Genomic DNA, 21,677 nt, shown 5'->3' with positions numbered 1-21,677 from the left:
GTCCCAACGCGGCGGTTTTTTTGAAAGGTGCACTGTGATTAATGCAGGTGATCGGGGGCTTCGGCCTTCCTTCGCTTTCCCCGGCGGCTCGGACCGCTTTAACGCAGACTTCTAGGGTTTTTCATGACGCGCTACATATTCGTCACGGGCGGTGTTGTTTCTTCATTGGGGAAAGGCATTGCCTCGGCTTCATTGGCGGCCATCCTGGAGGCGCGGGGACTTAAGGTCACCATGCTCAAGCTGGACCCGTACATCAACGTTGACCCGGGCACCATGAGCCCGTTCCAGCACGGTGAAGTGTTCGTCACCCACGACGGCGCCGAGACCGACCTGGACCTGGGCCACTACGAGCGGTTCATCCGCACGACCATGACCCAGAACAACAACTTCACCACCGGCCGTGTCTACGAACACGTGCTGCGCAAGGAACGTCGTGGTGACTACCTGGGCGCGACCATCCAGGTCATCCCGCACATCACCGACGAAATCAAGCGCCGCATCATCAAGGGTGCTGGCGATGCCGACGTGGCGATGGTCGAAATCGGCGGTACCGTGGGCGACATCGAGTCCCAGCCGTTCCTGGAAGCCATCCGCCAGTTGCGTTTTGAAATCGGCGCCAAGCGCGCGATGCTGATGCACCTGACACTGGTACCGTACATCGCCACGGCCGGCGAAACCAAGACCAAGCCTACCCAGCACTCGGTCAAGGAGCTGCGTTCCATCGGCCTGCAGCCTGACGTGCTGATCTGCCGCTCCGATCACCCGATCGACATCTCGTCGCGTCGCAAGATCGCCCAGTTCACCAACGTTGAAGAGCGCGCGGTCATCGGCCTCGAAGACGCCGACACTATCTACAAGATCCCGGGCATCCTGCACTCCCAGGGCCTGGACGACTTCGTCGTCGAGCGCTTCGGCCTGCAGTGTGCCAGCGCCGACCTGTCCGAATGGGAAGCGGTGGTCGATGCCAAGCTCAACCCGGAGCACGAAGTCACCATCGCCATGGTTGGCAAGTACATGGAACTGCTGGATGCCTACAAGTCGCTGATCGAGGCGATGAGTCACGCCGGCATCAGCAACCGTACCAAGGTCAACCTGCGCTACATCGATTCCGAAGACATCGAGAACCAGGGCACCGGCCTGCTCGAAGGCGCCGATGCGATCCTCGTGCCGGGCGGCTTTGGCCTGCGGGGCGTGGAAGGCAAGATCACTGCCGTGCAATACGCTCGCGAAAACAAGGTGCCTTACCTGGGTATCTGCCTGGGCATGCAAGTGGCGGTCATCGAGTTCGCCCGTAACGTGCTGGGCTGGAAAGACGCCAACTCCACCGAGTTCGATCGCGCCAGTGGCCATCCGGTCGTGGGCCTGATCACCGAGTGGGAAGATGCCACCGGTGCCGTGGAAGTGCGCACCGAAAGTTCGGACTTGGGCGGCACCATGCGTCTCGGTGCCCAGGAGTGCCTGCTGGACGCCGGCTCCAAGGTGCACGATTGCTACGCCAAGGATGTGATCGTCGAGCGTCACCGTCATCGCTACGAAGTGAACAACAACCTGCTGCCACAGTTGATCGAAGCGGGCCTGAAAATCTCCGGTCGTTCCGGTGACGGCGCACTGGTCGAAGTGGTCGAGGCCCCGGATCACCCATGGTTCGTCGCCTGCCAGTTCCACCCCGAGTTCACCTCGACGCCACGGGACGGTCATCCGTTGTTCAGCGGTTTCGTGAAAGCCGCTTTGACTCAACACCAGAAAAAGGCATAAGACGATGGCCCAGAAGATCATCCGCGTCGGCGACATCGAGGTTGCCAACGACAAGCCCATGGTGCTGTTTGGCGGCATGAACGTGCTGGAAAGCCGTGACATGGCGATGCAGATCTGCGAAGAGTACGTGAAGGTCACCCAGAAACTGGGTATCCCCTATGTCTTCAAGGCCAGCTTCGACAAGGCCAATCGCTCGTCCGTGACGTCCTACCGTGGCCCGGGCCTGGAAGAAGGCATGCGGATCTTCCAGGACATCAAGCAAGCCTTTGGCGTGCCGATCATCACCGACGTCCACGAGCCTGCCCAGGCCGCAGTCGCCGCCGAGGTCTGCGACGTCATCCAGTTGCCGGCCTTCCTGTCGCGTCAGACCGACCTGGTGGTTGCAATGGCCAAGACCGGCGCGGTGATCAACATCAAGAAAGCCCAGTTCCTCGCGCCCCAGGAGATGAAACACATCCTGAGCAAGTGCGAAGAGGCCGGTAATGACCAGTTGATCCTCTGCGAGCGTGGTTCAAGCTTCGGCTACAACAACCTGGTGGTCGACATGCTCGGCTTCGGCATCATGAAGCAGTTTGAATACCCGGTGCTCTTCGATGTGACGCACGCCTTGCAGATGCCGGGCGGTCGCACAGACTCCGCCGGCGGTCGTCGTGCCCAGGTCACTGATCTGGCCAAGGCGGGCATGAGCCAGTCCCTGGCCGGTCTGTTCCTCGAGGCCCATCCTGATCCAGACAACGCCAAGTGCGATGGTCCGTGTGCCTTGCGTTTGAACAAGCTGGAACCCTTCCTGTCTCAGCTCAAGGCGTTGGACGAGCTGGTCAAGAGTTTTCCGACAATAGAAACCGCGTAACGCGGTTTTCTCCGGTAAAGTACCGCTCGATTATCGCTCTGGCCCGCTGGCCGCACTGCTCTTGTGGGAGTATGGCTTGCCAGCGATGGCGTCCTTGAGGGCCCATCGCCGGCGAGCCGTGCTCCCACAGCGTTTACGTCAACTTTGGAGTGTTTACAACAATGGCAAAAATCGTCGACATCAAAGGTCGTGAAGTTCTCGACTCCCGTGGCAACCCCACTGTTGAAGCGGACGTGCTGCTTGACAACGGTATCATCGGCAGCGCCTGCGCGCCGTCCGGTGCTTCCACTGGCTCGCGCGAAGCGCTGGAGCTGCGTGATGGCGACAAGAGCCGTTACCTGGGCAAGGGCGTGCTCAAAGCCGTCGCCAACATCAACGGTCCGATCCGTGACCTGTTGCTGGGCAAGGATCCTGCCGACCAGAAAGCCCTCGATCACGCGATGATCAAGCTCGACGGTACCGAAAACAAAGCCACCCTGGGCGCCAACGCAATCCTCGCCGTGTCCCTGGCCGCTGCCAAGGCCGCTGCCCAGGACCAGGACCTGCCGCTGTACGCCCACATCGCCAACCTCAACGGTACCCCGGGTGTCTATTCGATGCCGGTGCCGATGATGAACATCATCAACGGCGGCGAGCATGCCGATAACAATGTCGACATCCAGGAATTCATGGTGCAGCCGGTTGGCGCCAAGACCTTCTCCGAAGGCCTGCGCATGGGCACCGAGATTTTCCATCACCTCAAGGCTGTGCTCAAAGCCCGTGGCCTGAGCACCGCGGTTGGCGACGAAGGCGGTTTCGCACCGAACCTGGCGTCCAACGAAGACGCGCTGAAAGTGATCTCCGAGGCCGTGGCCAGCGCGGGCTACAAGCTGGGCACCGACGTGACCCTGGCCCTGGACTGCGCCGCCAGTGAATTCTACGAAGACGGCAAGTACAACCTGTCCGGCGAAGGCCAGGTGTTCACCGCGGAAGGTTTCGCCGACTACCTCAAGGGCCTGACCGAACGCTATCCGATCATCTCCATCGAAGACGGCCTGGACGAGTCCGACTGGGCCGGCTGGAAAATCCTCACCGACAAGATCGGCGAGAAAACCCAGTTGGTGGGTGACGACCTGTTCGTGACCAATACCAAGATCCTGAAAGAAGGCATCGACAAGAAGATCGCCAACTCGATCCTGATCAAGTTCAACCAGATCGGCACCCTCACCGAAACCCTGGAAGCCATCCAGATGGCCAAGGCTGCCGGCTACACCGCCGTGATCTCCCACCGCTCCGGCGAAACCGAAGACTCGACCATTGCCGACCTGGCCGTGGGCACTGCGGCAGGCCAGATCAAGACCGGTTCGCTGTGCCGTTCCGACCGCGTTTCCAAGTACAACCAACTGCTGCGTATCGAAGAGCAATTGAATGGCAAGGCCAAGTACAACGGTCGCGCCGAGTTTCGCGGTTAAGCGGTAAATGGTAAAAAGACAGCGGATTAGGTCGCAAAAGGCGCCATGGCGGCGGTTTTGCCTCTAATCTGATGCCTTATCAAGCACAAGCCTGGGTTTTCCAGGCTTCGTGCTATCAGACGCTTCAAAGTTTGGCATGGCGGTCTTTTTTCACTGGAAACCTGATATTCGATGCGCAGTCCCAATTGGTTGTTTCTTGTCTTGCTCCTGTTGCTGGCCGGTCTGCAGTACCGCTTGTGGGTGGGCAATGGCAGCTTGGCGCAAGTGGCCGACCTGACTCAGCAAATTGCCGACCAACACGCCGAAAACGAGGCGCTGCTGGAGCGTAATCGGGTGATGGACGCCGAAGTGACAGAGCTGAAAAAAGGTATGGAGACCGTTGAAGAGCGGGCTCGACATGAACTGGGCATGGTCAAGGAGGGCGAAACCCTCTACCAGTTGGCTCAATGAGTATTCGTTTGCCGGCCTTCTGGGTCGTGATTCCTGCCGCGGGCGTTGGCGCTCGTATGGCCGCGGACCGTCCCAAGCAATACTTGCAGTTGGGCGCATGCACAATTCTTGAACACAGCCTTGGCTGTTTCCTCGACCATCCCACCGTCAAGGGCGTGGTGGTCAGCCTTGCACACGATGATCCTTACTGGCCGACCCTGGCCTGTGCCAGCGACACACGCATCCAGCGCGTCGACGGTGGCGAGCAGCGTTCGGATTCAGTGCTCAATGCCTTGCTACACCTGCACGAGCAAGGCGCCGACGATCACGACTGGGTGCTGGTACACGACGCCGCCCGGCCTAACCTGGCCCGGGACGATCTGGACACGCTGCTGAGCGAGTTGGCGACCGATCCGGTCGGCGGCCTGCTGGCCGTCCCGGCGCGTGACACCCTCAAGCGTGTCGACAAACAGGGTCGGGTGCTGGAGACCGTTGATCGCAGCGTGATCTGGCAAGCCTACACGCCGCAGATGTTCCGACTCGGCGCCTTGCATCGGGCCTTGGCCGACAGCCTGGTTGCCGATGCGGTGATTACCGATGAAGCGTCCGCCATGGAATGGGCGGGGCAGGCGCCGCGGCTGATCGAGGGGCGGGCCGATAACATCAAGGTCACCCGGCCGGAAGACCTGGAGTGGTTGCGGCAGCGCTGGGCGAATCGGCATTAAGCGAGAAGTGGAGGCGTCTTCTGAGTCGCCATCGCGAGTCTGCCCGCGATAGCAATCGCTCAAGCAACATAAAAATCAGTGTTACCCCCGATACTCCGGTCGCCCAGCCAACCCTTCCTTCAAGTAATCCACCAACTTGCGCACTTTCGGTGACAGATGCCGCTGCTGTGGATACAGCGCCCACACCGCCGTATTCGGTGGCTGATGGGCCTCCAGCAGCGAGATCAATGCACCACTGTGCAAATGCTCCAGCACGTAATAATCCGGCAGTTGGCACAACCCCACCCCTTGCAGCGCCGCATCGAGCACCGCTTGCCCGCTGTTGCAGCGCCAGTTTCCCTGCACCCGTTGGGAAAATTCCCGCCCGTTCTGTTCCAATTGCCAGATGTCGGAGCTGCCGATCAAGCAATTGTGGCGGCTCAGTTCCGACAAGCTATGGGGCCGCCCGTAGCGTTCCAGGTAAGAGGGCGACGCGCACAGGTACATGCGCCGTGGTGCCAGGCGCGTAGCGACCAGGCGGGAGTCCTGCAAGCGACCCAGGCGAATTGCCAGGTCCAGGCTTTCGTGCACCAGATCCAGAGGGCGGTTGCTCAGTTCGATGTCTACCCGCAACTGCGGGTACAACCCCATGAACCGCGTTACCAGGGGCACGATAAACCGTTCGCCATAGGCCACGGCGCAGGTCATGCGCAGCATGCCCTTGGGTTCGCTGGTGAGATCGCCTACCGCCCGCAGGGCTTCCTCACGCCCGTCCTGCAGGCGTTGGCAATGCTGCAAAAATGTCTGGCCGGCTTCGGTCAGGGTGACCCGCCGGGTACTGCGGTAGAGCAAACGTGTCTGCAAGCGCTCTTCAAGCCGTACGATTTGTCGGCTGATGTGGGAAGACGAAACCCCAAGACGTTCAGCGGCGGCGGTGAATTGACTGCATTCGGCCACGGCGACGAACTCGTCGATGCCTTCCCAGCGGTTGTCGGACATGAAGGATTATCCCTATACAGCAATAATGTTTTGCTTTTGGTTGGATTATTCATCGTCCGGTAGAGGATTACACTCCCGGTCTTGTTTTTATTTACTGGAGAGTCCGGATGATCAAGTCGCGCGCTGCCGTTGCCTTCGAGGCCAAGAAACCCCTGGAAATCGTTGAAGTCGACGTCGCCATGCCCAAGGCGGGCGAAGTGCTGTTGCGCGTGGTGGCTTCCGGTGTCTGCCACACCGACGCCTACACCTTGTCGGGCGCCGATCCGGAAGGGATCTTCCCGTCGATCCTCGGTCATGAAGGCGGCGCCATTGTCGAAGCCATCGGCGAAGGCGTTACCTCGGTCGCGGTGGGGGACCATGTGATCCCGCTGTACACGCCAGAGTGCGGCCAGTGCAAATTCTGTAAGTCGGGCAAGACCAACCTCTGTCAGGCGATTCGCGCCACCCAGGGCAAAGGCCTGATGCCAGATGGCACTTCGCGCTTCTCCTACAAGGGCGAGACGATTTTCCACTACATGGGCACCTCGACGTTCTCTGAGTACACCGTGCTGCCGGAAATCTCCGTCGCGAAGATTCAAAAAGAAGCCCCGCTGGAAAAAGTCTGCCTGCTGGGTTGCGGCGTCACCACCGGCATCGGCGCGGTACTCAACACCGCCAAGGTCAAGCCGGGTGACACCGTGGCGATCTTCGGCCTGGGCGGCATCGGCCTGTCGGCGGTGATTGGCGCGGTGAAGGCCAAGGCTTCGCGCATCATTGCTATCGACATCAACCCGGCCAAGTTCGAAATCGCCAAGCAACTGGGTGCCACCGATTGCGTCAACCCGAAAGACTTCGACCGCCCGATCCAGGAAGTCATCGTGGATATGACCGACGGCGGTGTGGACTTTTCCTTCGAGTGCATCGGCAATGTCCAGTTGATGCGTGCTGCGCTGGAGTGCTGCCACAAAGGTTGGGGTGAGTCGGTGATCATCGGCGTGGCCGGTGCCGGCCAGGAAATCGCCACCCGTCCCTTCCAGTTGGTAACCGGGCGCGTCTGGCGCGGTTCGGCCTTTGGTGGTGTGCGCGGTCGCAGCGAATTGCCAAGCTACGTGGAAATGGCCGAGAAGGGCGAAATTCCGCTGGATACCTTCATCACCCATACCATGGGCCTGGAAGATATCAACAAGGCGTTCGACCTGATGCATGAAGGTAAGAGCATCCGCACCGTTATCCATTTCTGAGGTCGGTCATGAGTCTGGAAAACATCTCCTGCCAGAAAAGCTTCGGCGGCTGGCACAAACGTTACCGGCACCGTTCCGACGTGCTCGGTTGTGACATGGTGTTTGCCGTGTACCTGCCACCGCAAGCCGAGCAGGGCGGCAAGTTGCCTGTGCTGTATTGGTTGTCCGGGCTGACCTGCAGCGACGAGAACTTCATGCAAAAGGCCGGTGCCCAGCGCATGGCTGCCGAGCTGGGCCTGATCATCGTTGCGCCGGACACCAGTCCCCGTGGCGCCGACGTGCCGGACGATCCGGACGGTGCCTGGGACTTCGGCCTGGGGGCGGGGTTTTATCTGAACGCCACGCAGGACCCATGGGCACGGCACTATCGGATGCATGACTACGTGGTGCAGGAATTGCCCACACTGGTCGAAGCGCATTTCCCGGCTTCGGACAGGCGCGGTATCAGTGGTCATTCCATGGGCGGCCATGGCGCGCTGGTCTGCGCCTTGCGCAACCCGGGGCGTTACCGTTCGGTGTCGGCCTTTTCGCCGATCAACAATCCGATGGATTGCCCATGGGGGCAAAAGGCTTTTTCTCGTTACCTGGGGGAAGACCGCTCGAAATGGCGGGAATGGGATGCCTGTGCATTGATTGCCGAGGCGCAGGAGAAGTTGCCACTGCTGGTGGACCAGGGCGATCGCGATGATTTCCTGGCCAACCAGCTCAAGCCCGAAGCCTTGCAACAGGCGACCAAGGCGGCCGACCATCCGTTGGAACTGCGCCTGCAACCGGGCTACGACCACAGCTATTTCTTCATCGCCAGCTTCATTGATGACCACTTACGGCATCATGCACGCGCTCTAAACGCCTAATGCAGGTAGAATCACGCCCTGACAAAAATCGGGGCGTTTTTTTATGCGTATTGGCCACGGCTACGATGTTCACCGTTTCGCTGAAGGCGACTTCATTACTCTGGGCGGCGTGCGGATCGCACACGGCTTCGGGCTGCTCGCGCATTCTGACGGTGATGTCCTGCTGCATGCCTTGAGCGATGCACTGCTCGGCGCGGCTGCCCTGGGTGACATCGGCAAGCACTTCCCCGACACCGACCCGCAATTCAAGGGCGCCGACAGCCGCGCGCTGCTGCGTCATGTGGTCTCGCTGATCCACGCCAAGGGCTGGAAAGTCGGCAATGTCGATAACACCATCGTTGCCCAGGCCCCTAAGATGGCGCCGCACATCGAAGCGATGCGCCAACTGATTGCCGAGGATCTTCAAGTTGAGTTGGACCAAGTGAACGTGAAAGCCACCACCACCGAAAAGCTGGGTTTCGTCGGTCGCGAAGAAGGCATTGCCGTCCACTCCGTTGCCTTGTTGCTGCGCCCATGACTGAACTGGAACTGTTGGGGCCACGGGCCTACGGCGAGTCGCTGGGCAGTGCGGTACTCAAGGCCAGCGCCGAAGATTTCCAGGTCGACGAAGTGCTCGACATCCCGTTGACCGGCGATGGTGAGCACCTGTGGATCTGGGTTGAAAAACGTGATTTGAACACCGAAGAGGCCGCCCGGCGAATCGCCAAGGCTGCCGGCGTGTCGTTGCGCACCGTCAGCTATGCCGGGCTCAAGGACCGTCAGGCCCTGACCCGCCAGTGGTTCAGCGTCCAGTTGCCGGGCAAGGCCGATCCGGACCTGTCGGCGGCAGAGAACGACACGCTGAAGATCCTCAAGACTGCACGCCACAGGCGCAAGCTGCAACGCGGCGCGCACTCGGCCAATGGCTTTACCTTGCGCCTGACCCAATTCAAGGGCGATACGGCGGCGATCGATGCGCGCCTGCAACAGATTGTCCGCCAGGGCATCCCCAACTATTTTGGTGCCCAGCGCTTTGGCCATGATGGCGGCAATGTCGTCGATGCCCGTGCCTGGGCGGCGCGCAAGGCGTTGCCGGAACAGCGCAATGTGCGCTCGCGGCTGTTGTCCACCGCCCGCAGCTTTCTGTTCAACCGGGTGCTGGCGGCGCGGGTCGCCGACGGTACCTGGCAGAAGGCCCAGGTTGGGGATTTGCTCGCCTTCACCGACAGCCGCAGTTTTTTCCCGGCCGGCGAGGCTGAATGCAGCGACCCGCGGCTGGCCATTCTCGACGTGCACCCGACCGGGCCGCAGTGGGGCGAGGGACCTTCGCCTGCCGCTGGCGCGACGTTCGAACTGGAACAAGCCACCGCCGCGGGCGAGGCCGATCTGCGGGACTGGTTGATAAACGCGGGAATGAGTCACGAACGTCGCATCCTGCGACTGCCCATTGGCGGGCTGTCGTGGCATTATCCCTCGCTGGACATTCTGCAACTGGAATTCGTCCTGCCGGCCGGATGTTTCGCCACTGTCTTGGTGCGCGAACTCGTCGATCTGGTGCCGGTGGGGCAGACGGACAGCCCATGCGTATTCTGATTTCTAACGACGACGGGGTGACTGCCCCCGGTCTTGCCGCGCTTTATGCTGCGCTGGCGGATTATGCCGAGTGCGTGGTCATCGCCCCGGACCAGGACAAAAGCGGCGCCAGCAGCTCGCTGACGCTCGACCGTCCGTTGCACCCCTGCTATCTGGATAACGGTTTCATCAGCCTCAACGGCACCCCGACCGATTGCGTGCACCTGGGCCTCAATGGCTTGCTGGAGCGTGAGCCGGACATGGTGGTGTCGGGAATCAACCTGGGCGCCAACCTGGGGGACGACGTGTTGTATTCCGGCACGGTTGCCGCCGCCCTGGAAGGTCGCTTCCTGGAAAAGCCATCGTTTGCCTTTTCGTTTGTTTCACGGCAAGTCGATAACTTGCCGACCGCCGCCTACTTCGCCCGTAAACTGGTCGAAGCCCACGGCGAACTGGACCTGCCGCCACGCACGGTGCTGAACGTGAATATCCCCAACCTGCCGCTCGATCACATCCGTGGCATCCAGCTCACTCGCCTGGGCCACCGTGCCCGCGCCGCCAAGCCGATGCATGTCGTCGACCCGCGCGGCAAGGCCGGTTACTGGATCGCCGCCGCCGGTGATGCCGAAGACGGCGGGCCGGGCACTGATTTCCATGCGGTGATGCAAGGTTATGTCTCGATCACGCCGTTGCAGTTGGACCGTACCTTCAACGACGCCTTTCGGAATCTCGATGGCTGGCTGGAGGGGCTGCGCTGATGGCTCGTGAGCAAGACGATATGCTGCGCCGCGGAATCGGCATGACCTCCCAGCGCACCCGTGAACGACTGATCCAGCGACTTTACGAAGAAGGCCTGTCCAACGCCCAGGTGTTGGAGGTGATTCGCCGCACGCCGCGCCATCTGTTCGTCGATGAAGCCCTGGCCCATCGCGCCTATGAAGACACGGCGTTGCCGATCGGCCACAACCAGACCATTTCCCAGCCGTACATGGTGGCCCGCATGAGCGAGTTACTGCTGGAGGCGGGGCCGCTGGACAAGGTGATGGAGATCGGTACCGGCTCGGGTTACCAGACGGCGGTGTTGTCGCAACTGGTCGAGCGGGTATTTTCCGTAGAGCGGATCAAGGTACTGCAGGATCGCGCCAAGGAACGCCTGGTCGAGTTGAACCTGCGCAACGTAGTGTTTCGCTGGGGAGATGGCTGGGAGGGGTGGCCGGCCCTGGCGCCGTACAACGGCATCATCGTGACCGCGGTGGCCACCGATGTACCCCAGGCCCTGTTGGATCAACTTGCTCCCGGTGGACGACTGGTCATTCCGGTGGGTGCCGGTGAAGTCCAGCAACTGATGCTGATTGTGCGCGAAGAGCACGGTTTTTCGCGACACGTCCTGGGGGCGGTGCGGTTCGTGCCGTTACTCAATGGACCGTTGGCCTGAGCATCTATAAACAGACGCTGAATTCCGTGGCCTGGCCTGTGTCTTACAGCGGCACCGATTTGTTGAACAGAGTCCAACGGCGTCGAGCAAACGTGTGCGGCGACACATTGCGCTTCATTAATAGAGGCGCAGTGGTTGCCAGCTATATTTATATGAGTTCTGCCTGGACAGGCAGTTTCCAATTTTTCAGCCACCACAAAGGGAGCGGCGGGTGAGTCTCACAGTCATTGCGCAGCGTATGGGTATCACGAGCTTTCAGCGCCTGGTGACTGGCCTTGTCTTGAGCACTTTGCTGGTCGGATGTTCCAGTACACCGTCGGGTAATGTCCGGGTCGTCGATCGCAACAATGCAACACCTCAACGTCCTACAGTAACGACCGGCCAATATGTAGTCCGTCGCGGCGATACGCTGTTTTCCATCGCTTTTCGCTACGGCTGGGACTACAAAGCCCTCGCGGCGCGCAACAAAATTCCTGCGCCTTATACGATTCACCCCGGTCAGGCGATTCGCTTCGATGGCCGTAGCGGTTCAACGCCTACCGCGGTGGTGACGCAGTCGGGTTCGACGCCTTCTTCATCGAGCAAAACCACGGTCATTCGCCGGCCGGCGCAGGCTGGGACGGCGACAGTGCCGTCCGTCGCGAACAAACCGGCCCCTGCGCCGATGCCTCCCGCAGGCCCCGCCCCGAAGGGCTGGGGATGGCCTTCTAGTGGCGTTCTCATTGGAAAATTCTCTTCAAACGGTAGTTTGAATAAAGGAATTGATATCGCCGGGGATTTGGGACAGCCTGTTTTAGCCGCGTCTGATGGTACGGTTGTGTACGCCGGGAGTGGTTTGAGGGGCTACGGCGAACTCGTGATCATCAAACACAGCGATACCTACGTCAGTGCCTACGGTCACAACCGCAGGCTGTTGGTTCGGGAGGGGCAGCAGGTCAAAGTCGGACAGACAATTGCCGAAATGGGATCAACGGGAACAGACCGGGTGAAACTGCATTTTGAGATTCGCCGACAAGGTAAACCAGTCGATCCGCTGCAATTCCTGCCACGGCGTTGATTTGATTGTCAGCCTGTTCCGTCACGTAGAGGGGACAGGCTCCAGCGTTGCCAAGGATAAAGGCGTCGCTTGAGCTTGAGGTCGAACTCACCAAAGGACTATAACAATGGCTCTCAGTAAAGAAGTGCCGGAGTTTGACATCGACGATGAGGTTCTCCTTATGGAGACCGGCATCGCTATGGATTCGATGTCGAATGATGAAGGGGCGACTCCACCTTCCGTTCGTGCCAAATCCAAACACTCCGCTTCGCTTAAACAACATAAGTACATCGATTACACCCGGGCGCTGGACGCCACTCAGCTGTACCTCAACGAAATTGGTTTCTCGCCACTGCTCTCCCCTGAGGAAGAAGTTCATTTTGCGCGACTGTCGCAAAGTGGCGACCCAGCCGGTCGAAAACGCATGATTGAAAGCAACCTGCGCCTGGTGGTGAAAATCGCCCGACGCTACGTCAATCGCGGGCTTTCGCTGCTGGACCTGATCGAAGAGGGTAACCTGGGCCTGATTCGCGCCGTCGAGAAATTCGACCCCGAACGAGGCTTCCGTTTCTCGACCTACGCCACTTGGTGGATCCGCCAGACCATCGAACGGGCGATCATGAATCAGACCCGGACCATCCGGTTGCCGATTCATGTGGTCAAGGAGTTGAACGTCTACCTGCGGGCTGCCCGTGAGTTGACCCAGAAACTCGACCATGAACCTTCACCCGAAGAAATCGCCAACCTGTTGGAAAAACCGGTGGGTGAGGTCAAGCGCATGCTTGGGCTCAATGAGCGGGTCTCTTCGGTGGACGTCTCGCTGGGGCCGGACTCGGATAAGACCCTGCTGGATACCCTGACCGACGATCGTCCGACCGATCCGTGCGAGTTGCTCCAGGACGATGACTTGTCCCAGAGCATCGATCAGTGGCTTTCGGAGCTTACGGACAAGCAGCGGGAAGTGGTGATTCGCCGCTTCGGCTTGCGCGGTCATGAAAGCAGCACGCTTGAAGATGTAGGCCTGGAGATTGGTTTGACCCGTGAGCGGGTGAGGCAGATCCAGGTTGAAGGTCTCAAGCGTCTGCGGGAGATCCTGGAGAAGAACGGCTTGTCGAGCGAGTCGTTGTTTCAATAATACCAAGGCAAGTGCAGCAGAAACGCCCTGACTGGTTGTGATGCTGTCCACTTGGAAAAAACGGTGCTTCTTTCAGAAATGGGAAGTGCCGTTTTTTTTGGTTTGGGTTTGGGTTTGGGTGTATATCCGTTGCTGCGGTTACGGCCACTAATGGTTCCGCTCTTACAGCGGGTCACTTTTGGAAGAGCGCCAAAAGTAACCAAAAACGCTCTGCCCCACCACTCGGCACCTCGCCTAGGCTCGGTGTGCCCTCACTCTGGCATTGCTCCGTGGGCCGCCGCGAAGGGCCATCCATGGCCCAGCGCGGCTACCTCGGCATCCATGCCGAGGTGCCCACTCCACAATGCCTGCGTTCGGCCATCGTGGTTTAACGGGGCGCCCAGATCAAAGGCCGGGGCGAGGCGGCCTTATAGCCGACCTGGTTCCTAGTGGGACCGCGTTCCCACAGGAGGTCTGTGTTGGATATGAATTATGTGTCCGCTGAAGATTGAATGTGGGAGCGAGCTTGCTCGCGATGACGGTGGTTCAATCACATGGATGTTGGGTTTGCAGGCCTCATCGCGAGCAGGCTCGCTCCCACAGGAGGTCTGTGTTGGATATGAATTTTGTGTCCGCTGAAGATTGAATATGGGAGCAAGCTTTGCTCCCACAGATCTGATGGGTGTACGACCGGGAGAGCCAGGTCGGCTATCAGGCCGCCTCGGGGATGACGTTGATCTCGGCGCCCCGTTAACCACGCTGGCCGAACGCAGGCATTGTGGAGTGGGCATCCCGGCATGGATGCCGGGATAGCCGCGCTGGGCCATGGATGGCCCTTCGCGGCGGGCCCACGGAGCAATGCCGGAGTGAGGGCACACCGAGCCTAGGCGAGGTGCCAAGTGGTGGGGCATGAGCGCTTTGGTTACTTTCGACTGGGCCGGCTTCCGGGCTTTTCGAAAGTGACCCGCTGTAAGAGCGGAACCGTCAGCGGCCATTACCGCAGCAACGGATATACACCCCCTCTTTGAAATCCCACTCATAAAACCTACAGCTCAACAACGACTAGGCCTGGAGCGTTTCTGAAGAATCGCTTTTCCAGCCGAGATCCATTTGTAGGTTCAGCTTGTAAGCCTTTGCCTAGTCTTACGTAAGCGATCAGTTCCCCATCGGCCGGACAGACCGCTATAAATGCCGTGATCTTTTTGTATTCATCTGATTTATAACGAAAAATTGTTGATGAACGTAGCGTTACAGAGCAAGCCACCTGTATCAGCCGCGTTGCACTCGCCCGGGAAAATACTAATATCAGTCCTGTGTCGACGGACAGACACACCCGTCAAGGACGATGGGAAGGAAGGACATCGCAGGACGCGATTCATCAGGATGATGAAAAGGATTAAAGGGATTAGGGAAAAAAATGTGGGCGGGTCAAACCGCCCCTTTTTTTGCCTGCGATTTCTTGATCCGAAAAAGCAAAAAAGGCCCGCAAGGGGCCTTTTCCACCAAAGCAGCAACGATCAGCGTTCCAGTTCCTTGAGCTTGCCTTCCTTGCCATCCCACTCTTCGGCGTCCGGCAGCGCATCTTTCTTCTCGGTGATGTTCGGCCAGATGTCCGCCAGTTCAGCGTTCAGCTCGATGAAGTTCTCCATGCCGGCCGGCACTTCGTCTTCCGAGAAAATGGCAGTCGCCGGGCATTCCGGTTCACACAGGGCGCAGTCGATGCACTCGTCCGGGTGAATGACCAGGAAATTCGGCCCTTCGTAGAAGCAGTCCACCGGACACACTTCTACGCAGTCGGTGTACTTGCACTTGATGCAGTTGTCGGTGACGACGAAGGTCATTTCTAATTCTCTCCTCAGGCGGCGGCAGCGAAGCCCCTTCACGGTAGGGTCGCCAGGTTTGGGAGCGATAGTCTGCGAACCAAGCTAATAGTTCGCAGCATCCCAAACCGCGCGCGATTCTAACAGCTTGAAAGCCCGTGTGTTAGATCCGTGTCTTCAATGTATAGAGTAAATCCAGTGCCCGACGAGGTGTCAGGTCATCCAGATCGAGCTTGGCCAGTTCATCGAGCACCGGATGGGGCAGGCTGGCGAACAGGTCGCTTTGCTGCGGAGCGACCGGTTTGCCTTTGGTCGGGCGCGGTGCTTCGTGGGGTAGGCTGGTGGTCTCCAGGCGGCTCAGGTGTTCGCGGGCACGGGTAATGACTTCACTTGGCACGCCGGCCAGTTGCGCCACCGCCAAGCCGTAGCTCTGGCTGGCCGGGCCTGGCAGCACGTGGTGCAAAAAGACGATGCGTTCGTTGTGCTCGGTGGCATTGAGGTGAACGTTGGCCACCAGCGGCTGGTTTTCCGGCAACACGGTGAGTTCGAAGTAATGGGTGGCGAACAGTGTGTAGGCCCGCAGGTGCGCGAGGCGTTCGGCCGCTGCCCAGGCCAGGGACAAACCGTCGAAGGTGCTGGTGCCGCGTCCGACTTCGTCCATCAGCACCAAGCTGCGTTCGGTGGCGTTGTGCAGGATGTTCGCGGTTTCGCTCATTTCCACCATGAACGTCGAGCGTCCACCGGCCAGGTCATCGCTGGAGCCGATGCGGGTGAAGATCCGGTCCACCAGGGACAATTCGCAACTGACCGCCGGGACGAAACTGCCGATGTGAGCCAGCAGCACGATCAACGCCGTTTGGCGCATGTAGGTGGATTTACCGCCCATGTTCGGACCGGTGATCACCAGCATGCGGGTGTTGTCGTCCAGGCTCAGGTCGTTGGCCACGAACGGTGTGGTCAGCACTTGCTCGACCACCGGGTGGCGACCCTGGCTGATGCGCATGCAAGGCTCGCTGACGAAGCGTGGGCAGTTGAGGTCCAGATTCAGCGCGCGTTCGGCCAGGTTGCTCAGCACGTCCAGTTCCGCCAGGGCGGCGGCGGTGTCCTGCAACGGCGGCAGTTGGCTGATCAGATCCTCGAGCAGCGCTTCGTAGAGCATTTTTTCCCGGGCCAGGGCGCGGCTCTTGGCTGACAACGCCTTGTCTTCGAACGCCTTGAGTTCCGGGGTGATGAAACGCTCGGCGCCTTTGAGGGTCTGGCGGCGAATGTAATCGGCCGGGGCCTGCTCGGCCTGCTTGCTCGGCAATTCGATGAAATAACCGTGGATGCGGTTGTAACCGACCTTGAGGTTGGCCAGACCGGTGCGGGCTTTTTCCCGGGCTTCGAGGTCGATCAGGAACTGGCCGGCGTTCTCGCTCAGCGCTTGCAGCTCGTCGAGTTCGGCGTCGTAACCGGTTTTCAGCACGCCACCGTCACGGATCACCGCCGGCGGGTTGTCGATAATGGCTTTTTCCAGCAGCGCGGCCAGGTCCGGGTAGGTGCTGGTGGTGCGCGCCAGTTGCTGCAGGTGCGGCGCTTCGAGGTCGGTCATCGCCACTTGCAGTTCGGGCAACGCGCCGAGGGCATCGCGCAGGCGCGCCAGGTCGCGGGGACGGGCATTGCGCAAGCCGATACGGGCGAGGATCCGCTCGATGTCACCGATTTCCTTGAGCTGCGGTTGCAACTGCTCGAAGCGGTAACGATCCAGCAGGCAGGTAATGGAGGTTTGACGCGCCAACAGCACGGTCAGGTCCCGCAGCGGACGGTTCAACCAGCGGGTCAGCAGGCGGCTGCCCATGGCGGTCTGGCAGCGATCGACCACCGATTGCAGGGTGTTGTCGCGTCCGCCGGCCAGGTTGGTGTCCAGCTCCAGGTTGCGGCGGCTCGCGCCGTCCAGTACCACGGTGTCATCCAGGCGTTCGTGACGCAGGCTGCGCAAGTGGGGCAGGGCGGTGCGCTGGGTTTCCTTGGCGTAGGCCAGCAGGCAACCGGCAGCGCCGATGGCCAGGGTCAGGTTTTCGCAACCGAACCCCTTGAGGTCCTGGGTGGAAAACTGCTGGCAAAGACTTTTCAGCGCCGAGTCACGTTCAAAATCCCACGGTGCCCGACGACGCACGCCACGGCGTTTTTCTGCCGGCAGGTCTTTGGGCCAGTCATCAGGAATCAAAAGCTCTACCGGGTTGACCCGTTCCAGTTCCGCCAGCAGGTTTTCCCAGCCCTTGATTTCCAGTACCGAGAAATTGCCGCTGGTGATGTCCAGCACCGCGAGGCCGAACAGGCGTTCATCGCCCAGTACGGCGGCGATCAGGTTGTCCCGGCGTTCATCCAGCAAGGCTTCGTCACTGACCGTGCCCGGGGTGATGATCCGCACGACTTGGCGTTCTACCGGTCCTTTACTGGTGGCCGGGTCGCCGACTTGCTCGCAAATCACTACGGATTCGCCGAGTTTGACCAGCTTCGCCAAATAACCTTCCGCCGCGTGGTAAGGAATCCCACACATTGGAATCGCCATGCCTGCCGATTGCCCACGCGCGGTCAGGGTGATGTCCAATAGCTTGGCGGCCTTCTTTGCGTCCTCGTAGAAGATCTCGTAGAAGTCGCCCATGCGGTAGAACATCAGCTGATCGGGGTGCTGGTTCTTCAGACGCCAGTATTGCTGCATCATCGGCGTATGGGAGGACAGGTCGTTTACGGCTGTATTCATGGGTGTCAGGCAAGCTCGTTGAAAGGTGTGGGGCAAAAGGAGGGGCATTGGCCCGGCTTTTCCGCGATGGGCGCAAGGTTAACATGGGGGGGCGGGGGGGACCCAGTTTGGGATTGGGTGTATATCCGTTGCCGCGGTAACGGCTGCTTAGGGTTCCGCCCTGACGGCGGGTCACTTTCGAAAAGCGCGAAAGTAACCAAAGCGCTTTTGCCCCACCACTCGGTGCCTCGCCTAGGCTCGGCATGCCTGAACGAAGGCATTGCTCCGTGGGCCGCCGCGAAGGGCCATCCATGGCCCAGCGCGGCTAACCCGGCATCCATGCCGGGTTGCCCACTGCGCAATGCCTTCGTTCAGCCAGCGTGGTTAATGGGGCGCCCCAGATCAAAAACAAAACCGAGGCGGCCTGATAGCCGACCTGGCTCTCCCGGTCGTACACCCATCATATCTGTGGGAGCAAAGCTTGCTCGCGAGGCGGCCTGACAGCCGGCCTGTCTCTCCGGCTGTACCCCGATCCAATGTGGGAGCGAGCCTGCTCGCGATGACGGCAGCCAATACAACTTAGTTGTCACTGGACTACCGCTATCGCGAGCAGGCTCGCTCCCACAGTGATTACCCGGGCTGCTCTTAGGTCTCGGCTTGCATCATGAGTGCCTACCTTACCTCAACCACATCCAACGCCCGGTTCGCCAACAACTGGCTCAGCTCGATCATCTGTTGAACCCCCAGCAAGATATTCCGTCGCGAGCCCTTCAGGTCGAATGCCAGGTCACTGACCATGGCGTTGGCCGAGGCCAGGGTTTCGCTGAGGTTGGCGAGCAGGCATTCGGCGTCGATGTTGGGGGCGATGATGAAAAGGGTGTCGGGTTTGTCAGAGGTTTCCTTGTCGTTTTTCGGCTTGAGGTAATAGTCCAGCGCGCGGGTGGCCGCGTCGTCGAGTTTCTTGGCGTTGGCCGATTGGCTGCGGGAGACGTGATCGTCTGGGGTTGGGGGATTTGGAGTGTGCTTGCTCATGATTCTTGGATCCTCGAAGTGGGAGCCATCACCGATTCGCTACTAAACGAAATGGGTGGCAGCTGTACGCAGGTTAGTAGACCGGGGATCCAAGAAACCGGCGCACCCGAAGGCGCCCTGCGCACAGCTACCATCGAATGCAGGAGTAGGAACACCTGACTGGATGGAGCGATGTACATCTTGGAGATACCGAGCTACTAAACCCGATCACTGATGGGCAGTGACAGGATCAAAAGTACCGATGGGCCCCAAGGCGCACAAGCCGGTGGATTCTGGCGTAGTTGTAGGCAGAGGCGCAAGAAAACGTAGCCTTGCGTCACACATTTGAAGGACGGGTTTGGAGTCTTTTCTTAGGGGCGTGTAGGGCAAATCCCGGGTGGGAGGGTTTGGCTTTTGTAGGAGCTGGCGAAGCCTGCGATCTTTTGATCTTTCGCTTGAGATTCAAGTGTCTGGGGAAAGATCGCAGCCTCGTTGGACTCGACAGCTCCTACAGATTGCATATTTATGCAAAACAGCATTTGTCTTCTGCGAAAAGAACAAGCACTATGCGCGCTATGCAAAAACGCAACGTTTCTACCGTATTAAGAGCATTGCTCGATCAGCACGGGATCTCCCCCACGGAGCTTCACCGGCGTACCGGCGTGCCTCAGTCCACCCTCTCGCGGATTCTTAGCGGCAAGATTGTCGACCCTTCGGATAAACACATCTCGAAGATCGCCGAATACTTTGCCGTGAGCACCGATCAGTTGCGCGGGCGCGCGGACGTTGTGCCGACCAGCAATGCCCGCCGCGACGAGCCGCATTCCGAACTCAAGGACATAAGCCTGTGGGACGACGAAACACCCGTCGAAGAAGACGAAGTGTCGGTCCCTTTTCTGCGCGAGGTTGAATTGGCTGCTGGATCAGGAAGATTCGTCATCGAGGAAAGCGAGCGCTCAAGCCTGCGCTTCGGCAAACGCAGCCTGCGCCATAACGGCGTGCAGTTCGACCAGGCCAAGTGCGTGACGGTACGCGGCAACAGCATGTTGCCGGTGCTGCGCGACGGCGCCACGGTCGGGGTGAATGCAGGCAAGTGTGGGATCGGCGACATCGTCGACGGTGACCTCTACGCCATCAATCACAACGGCCAATTGCGCGTGAAGCAGCTTTACCGCCTGCCCACCGGCATTCGCCTGCGCAGCTTCAACCGCGATGAACATCCGGACGAGGACTACACATTCCAGGAAATGCAGGACGAGCAGATCGTCATCCTCGGTCACGTCTTCTGGTGGGGCATGTACGCCCGTTAACCCCTCCGCTGTCAGATAAAACCCGCCGCCGTGCGGGTTTTTTTTCGCCTCCTGAAAACCCGCGACCCCGCATTTACAGGGCTTTCATGCATATCTGCATTCGTTGCGCATAAATAAATGCATTTGCGCATTGACTGTGTATGCATCCATGCATATTCTGTGTCCAAGCCGCTCGACAAAGCGGCTGGCAACAAAGCTCTTTAGTTCCACCAACAGGCAGCGATGAACCGGCCTTAACGGTTCAGAGGGTTGGCAACTGACCCGGGTGTGCAGCGTAAAGCACCAGAAGCAGTTATCCGGCGGGCAGGGACCGCGGCCGGAGGAACAATTTGAATGGATCCGTACCGCGCCAGTCGCGCCGAAAGATCAACTTCCCTCAGGCCATCGGCCAGGGAAGGCGAAGGACCGCATTACTGAAAAGCCCGGTTCACCCCGGGCTTTTTGGAATGCCTACCTCAAGAGACATCGTTTGAACCCAACACACCTTTCTCATCAATCACCCCCAGGAGGCGTGACATGACAAACGAGCAACAAGCGTTGCTGGACATGCCGATCTGGCTGGTCATCGTGCTCGCCCTGGTGGGCGGGGTGTCCGGCGAGATGTGGCGCGCCGACAAGGAGGGCGCCCGTGGCTGGTCGCTGTTGCGGCGCCTGGCCTTGCGCTCCGGCGCCTGCATGGTCTGCGGCGTCTCGGCGATCATGCTGTTGTATGCCCTCGGGATGTCGATCTGGAGCGCCTGCGCCCTGGGTTGCCTGACCGCCATGGCCGGTGCCGATGTGGCCATCGGTCTTTACGAGCGCTGGGTCGCCAAGCGGATCGGCGTTTGCGAAGTCCCTCCGCGGGACGTTCCTCCCGACCAGCCGTGAACCAGCATCGCTGATCCCTACACAAGGAGGCGATCAATGCCCGTCCTTATCGAAAAACCGTCGCAGTTGTTCTCGGCCATTGCCCAGACACTGCGCGCTACTTATCCCACCTTGAAAGTCGGCAGCCCCCAGGACTTCGATGGCACTGACGATCAACCCTGGGTGCTGATTGCCATCGAGCGTGATGCACCCGGCCACCGCGCCAACGACGGGCGTATTGCCCATGTCCTCACGGTTTCCCTGCAAGTGGTCATGGCCGTTCCGGGCTGGGAGGCCTGCGACTTGGCCGCGGAACTGAAGCATCTGGTCATGGATAACCGCTGGGGGCTGTCGGGCGATCAATGCGACTTGCCCACGGAACTCGATGGCCTGCCATCCACGTTCATCAACCCGGCACGGCAATACACCGCCTGGACCCTTTCCTTCAGCCAAATCCTGTACCTCGGCCCGACGCTGCTGGAGGATCCGTTGGGCATCCCGAAGTTTGCTCGTACCTGGGAAGTGTCGAACATCGACGACCCGGACCAATACACCGCACTCGAGGGCTGA

General features: G+C 59.8%; 20 protein-coding genes. 16 read left to right on the top strand and 4 right to left on the bottom strand.

Features of this window, described 5'->3' with window-relative positions:
- Positions 1-123 precede the first annotated feature (123 nt).
- The 5 genes from AACY42_RS02865 (at position 124) to ispD (ending at position 5,210) form a co-directional block, all read left to right on the top strand.
- Complete coding sequence (locus AACY42_RS02865) at positions 124-1,755, top strand: CTP synthase (protein ID WP_339476247.1); 1,632 nt, start codon at positions 124-126, stop codon at positions 1,753-1,755.
- A 4-nt stretch (positions 1,756-1,759) separates the two neighbouring features.
- A complete protein-coding gene (gene kdsA / locus AACY42_RS02860; RefSeq protein WP_339476245.1) occupies positions 1,760-2,605 on the top strand; it encodes a 3-deoxy-8-phosphooctulonate synthase in 846 nt (281 codons plus the stop codon).
- 161 nt (positions 2,606-2,766) lie between these two features.
- A complete protein-coding gene (eno, locus tag AACY42_RS02855; protein ID WP_339476243.1) occupies positions 2,767-4,056 on the top strand; it encodes a phosphopyruvate hydratase in 1,290 nt (429 codons plus the stop codon).
- A gap of 171 nt (positions 4,057-4,227) precedes the next feature.
- The gene (ftsB, locus tag AACY42_RS02850; protein ID WP_003184873.1) at positions 4,228-4,506 is read left to right on the top strand and encodes a cell division protein FtsB; all 279 of its coding nucleotides are present in this window, start codon (positions 4,228-4,230) and stop codon (positions 4,504-4,506) included.
- A complete protein-coding gene (ispD, locus tag AACY42_RS02845) occupies positions 4,503-5,210 on the top strand; it encodes a 2-C-methyl-D-erythritol 4-phosphate cytidylyltransferase (RefSeq protein WP_339476239.1) in 708 nt (235 codons plus the stop codon). Before ftsB ends, ispD begins: the two co-directional genes overlap by 4 nt.
- A gap of 81 nt (positions 5,211-5,291) precedes the next feature.
- On the opposite strand, the gene AACY42_RS02840 is transcribed toward ispD, so the two are convergent.
- The gene (locus tag AACY42_RS02840; RefSeq protein WP_230152137.1) at positions 5,292-6,188 is read right to left on the bottom strand and encodes a LysR substrate-binding domain-containing protein; all 897 of its coding nucleotides are present in this window, start codon (positions 6,186-6,188) and stop codon (positions 5,292-5,294) included.
- A gap of 107 nt (positions 6,189-6,295) precedes the next feature.
- Between AACY42_RS02840 and AACY42_RS02835 the strand changes: the two genes are divergently transcribed.
- The 8 genes from AACY42_RS02835 (at position 6,296) to rpoS (ending at position 13,419) form a co-directional block, all read left to right on the top strand.
- On the top strand, positions 6,296-7,408 hold the full coding sequence (locus AACY42_RS02835; RefSeq protein ID WP_058542189.1) for an S-(hydroxymethyl)glutathione dehydrogenase/class III alcohol dehydrogenase: 1,113 nt from the start codon (positions 6,296-6,298) through the stop codon (positions 7,406-7,408).
- An 8-nt stretch (positions 7,409-7,416) separates the two neighbouring features.
- Complete coding sequence (gene fghA / locus AACY42_RS02830; protein WP_339476231.1) at positions 7,417-8,262, top strand: S-formylglutathione hydrolase; 846 nt, start codon at positions 7,417-7,419, stop codon at positions 8,260-8,262.
- 43 nt (positions 8,263-8,305) lie between these two features.
- On the top strand, positions 8,306-8,779 hold the full coding sequence (gene ispF / locus AACY42_RS02825) for a 2-C-methyl-D-erythritol 2,4-cyclodiphosphate synthase (RefSeq protein WP_063322748.1): 474 nt from the start codon (positions 8,306-8,308) through the stop codon (positions 8,777-8,779).
- Positions 8,776-9,834 (top strand): tRNA pseudouridine(13) synthase TruD, encoded by a 1,059-nt coding sequence (gene truD / locus AACY42_RS02820; RefSeq protein ID WP_339476228.1) that lies wholly within the window; start codon positions 8,776-8,778, stop codon positions 9,832-9,834. The genes ispF and truD overlap by 4 nt, the downstream gene beginning before the upstream one ends.
- Positions 9,822-10,571 (top strand): 5'/3'-nucleotidase SurE, encoded by a 750-nt coding sequence (gene surE / locus AACY42_RS02815; RefSeq protein WP_339476225.1) that lies wholly within the window; start codon positions 9,822-9,824, stop codon positions 10,569-10,571. The genes truD and surE overlap by 13 nt, the downstream gene beginning before the upstream one ends.
- A gap of 41 nt (positions 10,572-10,612) precedes the next feature.
- Complete coding sequence (locus AACY42_RS02810; protein WP_170862085.1) at positions 10,613-11,248, top strand: protein-L-isoaspartate(D-aspartate) O-methyltransferase; 636 nt, start codon at positions 10,613-10,615, stop codon at positions 11,246-11,248.
- Between the two features lie 211 nt (positions 11,249-11,459).
- On the top strand, positions 11,460-12,305 hold the full coding sequence (locus tag AACY42_RS02805) for a peptidoglycan DD-metalloendopeptidase family protein (protein ID WP_339476223.1): 846 nt from the start codon (positions 11,460-11,462) through the stop codon (positions 12,303-12,305).
- A gap of 106 nt (positions 12,306-12,411) precedes the next feature.
- Positions 12,412-13,419, top strand: a complete 1,008-nt coding sequence (gene rpoS, locus AACY42_RS02800) for an RNA polymerase sigma factor RpoS (RefSeq protein WP_003198289.1) — start codon at positions 12,412-12,414, stop codon at positions 13,417-13,419.
- A 1,496-nt stretch (positions 13,420-14,915) separates the two neighbouring features.
- Here the strand turns inward: rpoS and fdxA are convergent.
- From fdxA to AACY42_RS02785, 3 genes are all read right to left on the bottom strand, one after another.
- Complete coding sequence (gene fdxA, locus AACY42_RS02795; protein WP_339476220.1) at positions 14,916-15,239, bottom strand: ferredoxin FdxA; 324 nt, start codon at positions 15,237-15,239, stop codon at positions 14,916-14,918.
- A 142-nt stretch (positions 15,240-15,381) separates the two neighbouring features.
- Positions 15,382-17,961, bottom strand: a complete 2,580-nt coding sequence (mutS, locus tag AACY42_RS02790; RefSeq protein ID WP_339476217.1) for a DNA mismatch repair protein MutS — start codon at positions 17,959-17,961, stop codon at positions 15,382-15,384.
- Positions 17,962-18,612: 651 nt separating this feature from the next.
- Positions 18,613-18,972: a DUF6124 family protein gene (locus tag AACY42_RS02785; RefSeq protein ID WP_339476214.1), complete on the bottom strand. Its 360-nt coding sequence runs from the start codon at positions 18,970-18,972 to the stop codon at positions 18,613-18,615.
- Between the two features lie 554 nt (positions 18,973-19,526).
- On the opposite strand from AACY42_RS02785, the gene AACY42_RS02780 reads away from it, so the two are divergent.
- The 3 genes from AACY42_RS02780 to AACY42_RS02770 all read left to right on the top strand — a co-directional run bounded on the left by AACY42_RS02780 (position 19,527) and on the right by AACY42_RS02770 (position 21,677).
- Positions 19,527-20,261: a LexA family transcriptional regulator gene (locus AACY42_RS02780; RefSeq protein ID WP_339476470.1), complete on the top strand. Its 735-nt coding sequence runs from the start codon at positions 19,527-19,529 to the stop codon at positions 20,259-20,261.
- A 516-nt stretch (positions 20,262-20,777) separates the two neighbouring features.
- Positions 20,778-21,128 (top strand): phage holin family protein, encoded by a 351-nt coding sequence (locus tag AACY42_RS02775; protein ID WP_339476212.1) that lies wholly within the window; start codon positions 20,778-20,780, stop codon positions 21,126-21,128.
- Positions 21,129-21,164: 36 nt separating this feature from the next.
- On the top strand, positions 21,165-21,677 hold the full coding sequence (locus AACY42_RS02770; protein ID WP_339476210.1) for a hypothetical protein: 513 nt from the start codon (positions 21,165-21,167) through the stop codon (positions 21,675-21,677).

Origin of the sequence: Pseudomonas sp. RL_5y_Pfl2_73 (assembly GCF_963970515.1) — a bacterium.
GTDB lineage: Bacteria > Pseudomonadota > Gammaproteobacteria > Pseudomonadales > Pseudomonadaceae > Aquipseudomonas.
This window is presented reverse-complemented; position numbering and strand designations above follow the sequence as displayed.

What these genes read in the sequence shown, in the direction of transcription:
- AACY42_RS02865 (WP_339476247.1), top strand. Translation starts at nt 124, where the DNA reads ATGACGCGCTACATATTCGTCACGGGCGGTGTTGTTTCTTCATTGGGG.
- kdsA (WP_339476245.1), top strand. Translation starts at nt 1,760, where the DNA reads ATGGCCCAGAAGATCATCCGCGTCGGCGACATCGAGGTTGCCAACGAC.
- eno (WP_339476243.1), top strand. Translation starts at nt 2,767, where the DNA reads ATGGCAAAAATCGTCGACATCAAAGGTCGTGAAGTTCTCGACTCCCGT.
- ftsB (WP_003184873.1), top strand. Translation starts at nt 4,228, where the DNA reads ATGCGCAGTCCCAATTGGTTGTTTCTTGTCTTGCTCCTGTTGCTGGCC.
- ispD (WP_339476239.1), top strand. Translation starts at nt 4,503, where the DNA reads ATGAGTATTCGTTTGCCGGCCTTCTGGGTCGTGATTCCTGCCGCGGGC.
- AACY42_RS02840 (WP_230152137.1), bottom strand. Translation starts at nt 6,188, where the DNA reads ATGTCCGACAACCGCTGGGAAGGCATCGACGAGTTCGTCGCCGTGGCC.
- AACY42_RS02835 (WP_058542189.1), top strand. Translation starts at nt 6,296, where the DNA reads ATGATCAAGTCGCGCGCTGCCGTTGCCTTCGAGGCCAAGAAACCCCTG.
- fghA (WP_339476231.1), top strand. Translation starts at nt 7,417, where the DNA reads ATGAGTCTGGAAAACATCTCCTGCCAGAAAAGCTTCGGCGGCTGGCAC.
- ispF (WP_063322748.1), top strand. Translation starts at nt 8,306, where the DNA reads ATGCGTATTGGCCACGGCTACGATGTTCACCGTTTCGCTGAAGGCGAC.
- truD (WP_339476228.1), top strand. Translation starts at nt 8,776, where the DNA reads ATGACTGAACTGGAACTGTTGGGGCCACGGGCCTACGGCGAGTCGCTG.
- surE (WP_339476225.1), top strand. Translation starts at nt 9,822, where the DNA reads ATGCGTATTCTGATTTCTAACGACGACGGGGTGACTGCCCCCGGTCTT.
- AACY42_RS02810 (WP_170862085.1), top strand. Translation starts at nt 10,613, where the DNA reads ATGACCTCCCAGCGCACCCGTGAACGACTGATCCAGCGACTTTACGAA.
- rpoS (WP_003198289.1), top strand. Translation starts at nt 12,412, where the DNA reads ATGGCTCTCAGTAAAGAAGTGCCGGAGTTTGACATCGACGATGAGGTT.
- fdxA (WP_339476220.1), bottom strand. Translation starts at nt 15,239, where the DNA reads ATGACCTTCGTCGTCACCGACAACTGCATCAAGTGCAAGTACACCGAC.
- mutS (WP_339476217.1), bottom strand. Translation starts at nt 17,961, where the DNA reads ATGAATACAGCCGTAAACGACCTGTCCTCCCATACGCCGATGATGCAG.
- AACY42_RS02785 (WP_339476214.1), bottom strand. Translation starts at nt 18,972, where the DNA reads ATGAGCAAGCACACTCCAAATCCCCCAACCCCAGACGATCACGTCTCC.
- AACY42_RS02780 (WP_339476470.1), top strand. Translation starts at nt 19,527, where the DNA reads ATGCAAAAACGCAACGTTTCTACCGTATTAAGAGCATTGCTCGATCAG.
- AACY42_RS02775 (WP_339476212.1), top strand. Translation starts at nt 20,778, where the DNA reads ATGACAAACGAGCAACAAGCGTTGCTGGACATGCCGATCTGGCTGGTC.
- AACY42_RS02770 (WP_339476210.1), top strand. Translation starts at nt 21,165, where the DNA reads ATGCCCGTCCTTATCGAAAAACCGTCGCAGTTGTTCTCGGCCATTGCC.